Source organism: Arthrobacter sp. Hb9-2, assembly GCF_059091165.1.
On sequence record NZ_JBNHGJ010000069.1, the window covers coordinates 1 to 6,646 of the forward strand.

4 protein-coding genes, 1 tRNA gene, 1 other RNA gene and 3 pseudogenes are annotated in these 6,646 nt (G+C 64.6%); 3 read left to right on the top strand and 6 right to left on the bottom strand.

Annotation, left to right across the window (positions count from 1 at the left end; translation table 11 throughout):
- The 3 genes from AC5RV1_RS20980 to AC5RV1_RS20990 all read right to left on the bottom strand — a co-directional run.
- Positions 1–1,303: DNA polymerase III subunit gamma and tau (locus AC5RV1_RS20980; RefSeq protein ID WP_493995898.1), on the bottom strand; the 1,303-nt coding region annotated here is incomplete at its 3' end.
- Between the two features lie 51 nt (positions 1,304–1,354).
- Positions 1,355–1,451: signal recognition particle sRNA small type (gene ffs / locus AC5RV1_RS20985), an RNA gene on the bottom strand.
- 18 nt (positions 1,452–1,469) lie between these two features.
- Positions 1,470–1,820, bottom strand: a complete 351-nt coding sequence (locus AC5RV1_RS20990; RefSeq protein WP_493995899.1) for a hypothetical protein — start codon at positions 1,818–1,820, stop codon at positions 1,470–1,472.
- 327 nt (positions 1,821–2,147) lie between these two features.
- Between AC5RV1_RS20990 and AC5RV1_RS20995 the strand changes: the two genes are divergently transcribed.
- Positions 2,148–2,232, top strand: a tRNA-Ser gene (locus AC5RV1_RS20995).
- 62 nt (positions 2,233–2,294) lie between these two features.
- Here AC5RV1_RS20995 and AC5RV1_RS21000 read toward each other — a convergent pair.
- Positions 2,295–3,215: an oxygenase MpaB family protein gene (locus AC5RV1_RS21000; RefSeq protein ID WP_493995900.1), complete on the bottom strand. Its 921-nt coding sequence runs from the start codon at positions 3,213–3,215 to the stop codon at positions 2,295–2,297.
- A gap of 524 nt (positions 3,216–3,739) precedes the next feature.
- Between AC5RV1_RS21000 and AC5RV1_RS21005 the strand changes: the two are divergent.
- Positions 3,740–4,093, top strand: a pseudogene (locus AC5RV1_RS21005) (M23 family metallopeptidase); the annotation flags it as partial.
- 152 nt (positions 4,094–4,245) lie between these two features.
- Here the strand turns inward: AC5RV1_RS21005 and AC5RV1_RS21010 are convergent.
- Positions 4,246–4,578, bottom strand: a complete 333-nt coding sequence (locus tag AC5RV1_RS21010) for a hypothetical protein (protein WP_493995901.1) — start codon at positions 4,576–4,578, stop codon at positions 4,246–4,248.
- A gap of 1,034 nt (positions 4,579–5,612) precedes the next feature.
- Between AC5RV1_RS21010 and AC5RV1_RS21015 the strand changes: the two are divergent.
- Positions 5,613–5,918: pseudogene (locus AC5RV1_RS21015) on the top strand (M23 family metallopeptidase); the annotation flags it as partial.
- A gap of 274 nt (positions 5,919–6,192) precedes the next feature.
- On the opposite strand, the pseudogene AC5RV1_RS21020 reads toward AC5RV1_RS21015, so the two are convergent.
- A pseudogene (locus tag AC5RV1_RS21020) lies at positions 6,193–6,646 on the bottom strand (hypothetical protein); the annotation flags it as partial.

Sequence of the window (6,646 nt, forward strand, 5' to 3'; positions counted from 1 at the left end):
CGTATCCGGACGCTCCCGGTCCTCGGGGGTTGACCAGCAGGCGGCCCGTCTTGTGGCCTGTGGCTGCGGTGGCGGGAGCAGGATGGTGGGCAGGGGCGGGGGCTGCGGTGGCGGGAGCCCCGACGTCGTTCCCTGCATAGTTGAGCCGCCGCTCCACACGGTCTATTCGCGCGGCCATGCCGCGCTCGTTCTGCTCGGAACTGGGCAGGAGGATCCGGGCACAAAGCAGTTCCAGATGCAGCCGCGGGGAGGTGGCGCCGGTCATTTCGGTCAACGCGGTGTTGGTGACATCGGCCGCGCGGGACAACTCGGCGGCGCCCAGGTTGTGCGCCTGGTTTTTCAGGCGGGCAATCTGGTCAGCAGGCATTCCGCGAAGAATGGTCTGGGCGCTTTCGGGCATCGCCTGGACGATGATGAGGTCGCGGAAGCGCTCCAGGAGGTCCTCGACGAAGCGGCGCGGGTCGTGGCCGGTTTGGATGACCCTGTCCACGGCGCGGAAAACGGTCGCGGCGTCCGAGGCAGCCACCGCCTCGACAACATCGTCCAGCAACGAAGCGTGGGTGTAGCCGAGCAGCGCCACGGCAAGTTCGTAGTCCAGGCCGTTGGCCCCTGCACCTGCCATCAGCTGGTCCAGGACGGACAGGGAATCACGGACAGAGCCGCCGCCGGCACGGATCACCAGCGACAGGACACCGGGCGCAACCGGAACGTTCTCCTGGTTGCAAAGAAGTTCGAGGTAGGCCATGAGCGGCTCCGGCGGCACCAGACGGAAGGGGTAATGGTGCGTCCGGGAGCGGATGGTGCCGATGACCTTGTCCGGCTCCGTGGTGGCGAAGATGAACTTGATGTGTTCCGGGGGTTCTTCAACGATCTTCAGCAGGGCGTTGAAACCGGCGGACGTGACCATGTGGGCTTCGTCAATGATGAAGATCTTGTAGCGGTCACGAACGGGGGCATACGTCGCCCTCTCGCGGAGGTCCCGTGCGTCGTCCACGCCGCCGTGGCTGGCGGCGTCGATCTCGATGACGTCGAGTGACCCGGAGCCGCCGCGGGCAAGCTCAACGCAGCTGGGGCACGTGCCGCAGGGGGTATCGGTGGGCCCTTGGGCGCAGTTCAGGCAGCGTGCCAGAATGCGCGCCGACGTGGTCTTACCGCAACCCCTGGGACCGGAAAAAAGGTAAGCGTGGTTGACCCGGTTTTTCCGCAGAGCGGTCATCAGCGGTTCGGTGACATGTTCCTGCCCGATAACGTCAGCGAAGGAGTCTGGACGGTATCTGCGGTAGAGGGCGGTAGTAACTGTCACAGAGAAAACCCTACCAATCCGGGCAGACAGTCTGCCGCCCTGTGGGGGAATAGTAAAGACCCCCCATGCACCCGCCAGAGCCCATTTACCCTTGCTACCTTCCGGTCCTGGGGGAGTTCAACAGGATGACGCCACATGAGGGGCCGTCAGATACTTTACCCGAACTTCAGGCCCGACTCGAATCGGGGTCCCGGAGCCTCCAGCCCTCAACCTTCCAACTCATCAGCGCGGGTTCCTCATACGGGTGCACGGCACGCAAGGCAGCGACCACAGCCTTGAGCAGCGGTCCTTCAACCACGCATTCAATCCGGTCCTCAGGCACTTCCTCCGGAGTGCCCACTCCTCCGATGTAAGGAGTGGCACCCGCCTGCGGAGTGAACCGGCCGGTGCCAGAGGTCACAAAGGAACAGTGGGAGTAGTTACCGATCCGGCCCGCTCCGGCGTCGCCGATGGCCTTCAATACTTGTGGCGTATGAGTGGCCGGGACGTAAACCACCAGCGTATGCAGCTCTGTCATGGCTCCCATCGTGCCCCAACCAGCCAGCGGCGAAACGCAAAATTCATTGCTTATCCAATCACCAGCCGCGATCATGGATATGTACACCGATTGGGGCAATCTCAAGATTGTGAGCTGCGAGGCCTGGCTGAACGGAGCCGGACCCGGCAGCTCAACGGTGTTCCGGTGGAATGGGCGCATTGGGGGCGTCCATTTCTGGTTTAAGCCCGTGTTCGAACCCGCCCGCCCGAGAGGGCGGAAAGCCTTCAAAACCGGCGTCGGAGCCTCAATTGGGCGAAGCGGAAAACATCAGGTACTCTAGTATCTGCTTTTGATTCAGAAGCAGTTGGAGAATTCGCCTAGCGGCCTATGGCGCACGCCTGGAACGCGTGTTGGGTTAACGCCCTCGGGGGTTCAAATCCCCCATTCTCCGCCGGTTAAGAACCCGGTCCCGGCACTGCCGGGGCCGGGTTCTTTCGTTATCGGCATAGCGTATTACGCGTCCGCGGCCGGCACGCCCAGGCGGTGAAGGCGCTCCCGGGCGGCCAGTTCGCTGGGCCCCCTGGGTCCCAAAGCCAGGCGTACGACGGCGAGAACCGCCTTTGTTGCGAGCCTCACCGGCAGCGCGACCGGACCCAGCCGCGGAACAGCCAGGCCGAGCATCTGGCGGTATCGTGGCTCCAAGCTGTACACCGCACCGGCAAACAGGATCCGGTAGCCCGGTTGGAGCATCCGGCTTAGCGGCGGGTTCCGGATGAATTCCACTGTCTCTGCCACCCGGCCGTCAACGCGAAGCTCACCGCTTTCGTACCAGCGGTCCAGTTGCCTGTGCATGTCTGCCTCGGTAAGCGGTGGATTTTCCACCCCCATTAGGCGGCCCGCCTGGGCCCACTCGCGGACATAGGCGTCGGGTCCTCCCGGAATGGAGCCGCCCCAGATTTTATGGGCGGTGAGGAACGCGTCCGTGAATGCCAAGTGGATCCAGCTGGCCAACTCAGGATCGTTGGCGCTGTAGTCGCGTTGCGCCCCGAGGTTGTCGCTGTAACTGCCCTGGACCGCTTCATGCAGCCGGCGCACCCTGCGCGAGGCGTTTTCGGCAGCGTCAGTGGACCCATATGTCACAGTGAAAATCCAGCGGATGGTGTTAGCCAACCTGATCAACGGATCCTCGCGGAAGCTTGAATGTTCGTGGACGCCGGCAAGTGCCCCGGGATGGAGGGCCTGCATTAACAGTGTGCGGATTCCGGCCACGATGGGCGACATGGAACCGTGCACCGCCCAGACTGCCGAACCGGGAAGGTGGTACCCGGGATCGTCGCCCTCTGCCAGCTTCGGCACCCAGTCGGGCACCTCATCAGCCCTGCCCGTAAAGGTTTTCTTAAGTTCGTCCTGCCATTTCCGAAGGAAACTCCGCATATATCATTGTCACCCCAGGGCGCCTGGCGGGGCAGTTGGGCCGTTCCGCAAGGTTTTCTCAAGTAGTTACAGGCACGATAGGACGAGGTTCACAGGCTACCGGCCCTTTGGTCCCGTGCCGGGTCACTATGTTATGGAGACACACTTTGGGGAATCGTCACACTTCGGGTAAGCGAACGGTCGTGCGCCGTCCACATGTTTCTGTCCTGCGCGCCCTGACTGCCACTGGTGCTGTTGCCTTATCCATCTGGTCCCTGAACCTTTCCGGCAGCGCAGGGGAGCGGGAGGCCTCGAGAGCCACGGCTGCTGGTTTTGGTACGGAGACAACCACGTCAAGCAGCGGAGGCTCGGACGCGCTGGCTTCGGACAGGGTTGGCGCCGGAATGCTGCAGGCAGCGGCCTCTACGAATCCAGGGGCACATGTCACCTTTCCCCATGCGGCAATTGGCGGTTACCGCGGGGAGAACTCCCCGCCGCTGACAGTCGGGACGACAGGCTTCGGCAGGCCGCCGGCCGGATTCCTGATGGCGCCACTGACTCTGCTCAATGCCAGCTCGCCCTTCGGTTTCCGGGTGAGCCCCTTGTCCGGGGCGGCCGGCGACTTCCATCTGGGGCAGGACTACGCCGCCCCTTGTGGAACAGGCGTTTACGCGGCGGACTCAGGGCTGGTGCGTGCTGCAGGCTGGCACCCTTGGGGCGGCGGCAACAGAGTGGAAATCGATCACGGCAACGGGCTAATCACAACATACAACCACCTCGAGGCCATCGCTGTCCGTACGGGTGACGAGATCAACGCCGGCCAAATCCTCGGCCGGGTGGGCAGCACCGGTTGGTCGACGGGATGCCACCTGCACTTTGAAACGATCCTCGATGGCCGCCACACAAGTCCGATGAAGTGGGCTCTCATGCCCGCCCGGCCTTTGGCTGGCAGCGGATCCGGTGAAATGCGGAGTTACCTGCCCGGGTTTGGCTCTCCCTCCCAGGGGACAATCAGTTGGGCCCTGCCGTTGAGCCACGATCACGACGACCCTCATGAAAGTGAAGTCCGGGCCGGAACGCCTGAAAAACCGGCTTCCCCGCTTTTGCTGAGGCCTGCCGCGGCGATTGGTGCTGCAGGCACCCAACCGGCGGTGCCGCCCAGTGCGTCGTCCCCGACAGCGCTACCGACCCAGCCACCGACGTCGTCGTCGGCACCGGTGGAGGTCACGCCGACGCCGCCACCTACACCCTCGCCGACGCCGGCACCGGTTGAGGTCACGCCGACGCCGCCACCTACACCCTCGCCGACGCCGGCACCGGTTGAGGTCACGCCGGTCCCGACCCCGACACCGGCTGAAGCCACCGCGGCGCCGATCGAACTCATGCAATCACCGTCCCCTGCCCCGGTTGCACCATCCCCGACGCCGAACCCCATTGACCTTACGGATCCGACCGACCCTGCGACGGTGCCAACGCCGTCGCCCCTAAGGGCCGCATCCCCGGCGTCGGATAGCTGTCCGGCAGACCCGACTCCGGAAACACCAAACCTGCCCGCTGATGTATCAGCAACGGATCCGGGCAGCGGACAACTTACTGAGGGCACAGCGTGTGAAAACCTTGTACGCGATCCGGCAGACCCTGCATGACGGCCCCCAAAAATGCCTGAAAACCAACTCCTTTGACACCACAATGGCGAACGTCGTAGCCCGGGCACCGACACACCTCACGCCGGGAGGAAGGGACTTTTCGTCCAGAGCCCGGGTCCGGGGCTGATCACAAGCACAAAGCGGGCTGTCCACGTGCAGGCTTGGGCAGCCTACGGGCGGAAACAAGACGGCGGGCATCCACAAAAAAACCGCATTGTCCCGTTACGGGGTTCACAGGGACCCGGCATGTATGTTCACATGGGAGGTACCGTCAAGACAGGGGCGGTCGTCACGTCCTGGAGTCAGTCTTATGGGCACTCACGCGGTTTCGGGGAAGGACGCCCAAACCCCCCGAGGGGTATGCCTGCCCGCCGCCCGTGCTGTGGCGGCCACCGGGGTACTCGCCATTTCGGTCTGCGCTTTGAACCTTTCCGCGAGCACCCCCGAATCTGGGACTGCTACTGCCTCTGTCGTCCGTCCCGTCGCAGCAATGGGTGCCGTGGGGATTCCCGCGGGATCGAGTACCGGTTCCAGCGCCGGTCCCAGCACCGGAACCAGTACCGGAACTGGAACAGTGGTACACGGCAGTGCCGACGTGGTAGTGCCGCCGTCGGACGGCCTTGTAGCCAGCCCCGTGACTGCAAACATCCTGACCGCTCCAGACGTGGAGATTACTTTCCCGCGTCCGCTGGTAAGCAGCTCCAGCGAGAGCACTCCGTCCCCACTGGCGGTCGAGCTTACCTGGCTTGGGAGGCCGCCGGCGGGTTACCTTATGGCGCCCCTCAAACTGCTGTATCCCTCTTCACCCTTCGGATTCCGCGTAAGCCCACTGTCCGGCGCAGCGGGGGATTTCCATCTCGGCCAGGACTATGCTGCTCCCTGCGGCACACAGGTTTACGCCGCTGATTCAGGAGTGGTACGCGCTGCCGGTTGGCATCCTTGGGGCGGCGGTAACCGGGTAGAGATAGATCACGGCAACGGACTCATCAGCACCTACAACCACCTTGAGTCCATTGCCGTCCGCAGCGGAGACTCCATCAACGTTGGCCAGGCCATTGCGCGGGTAGGCTCGACCGGGTGGTCGACGGGATGCCACCTGCACTTCGAGACGATCCTCAACGGGCACCACATCAGTCCCCTGAAGTGGCGCCTAATACCAGTTCGATCCGTCGGCGCCGGACCGGCTGACCTGCGGACGTACCTGCCGGGCATCGGTGCTCCGTCACCTGGGCCGGTAACGTGGACCATCCCCGTGGGGCAGGGCAATGAACCTCCCCAGGCTCCTCGCTGGGTAAGTTCGCCGACGACGGTTGCCGCCCCACCTTCTTGGCCAGCATCCCCGCTGTCACCGATTAGGCCCGCCGACTCCGGAACACTATCGCCGAGTGAGCCTTCTGGTTCGGGGACGGCGTCGCCGTCGCCGAGTGGGCCGGTTGGTCCGGGTTCGCCGTCGCCGTCGCCGAGTGAGCCGGTTGGTCCGGGTTCGCCGTCGCCGTCGCCGAGTGAGCCTTCTGGTCCTGGTTCGCCGTCGCCGTCGCCGAGTGAGCCTTCTGGTCCTGGTTCGCCGACGCCGTCGCCGAGTGATCCGGCTGGTCCGGGTTCGCCGACGCCGTCGCCGAGTGAGCCTTCTGGTCCGGGAACGCCGTCGCCGACTCCGAGCGAGCCCGCGCCTTCCCCGATCCAACCCGCGCCGACTCCACCGCCACCACCTGCGCCGGCACCGCCTCCACCGCCACCACCTGCGCCGGCACCGCCTCCACCGCCACCACCTGCACCTGCGCCGGCACCGCCTGCCCCGGCGCCACC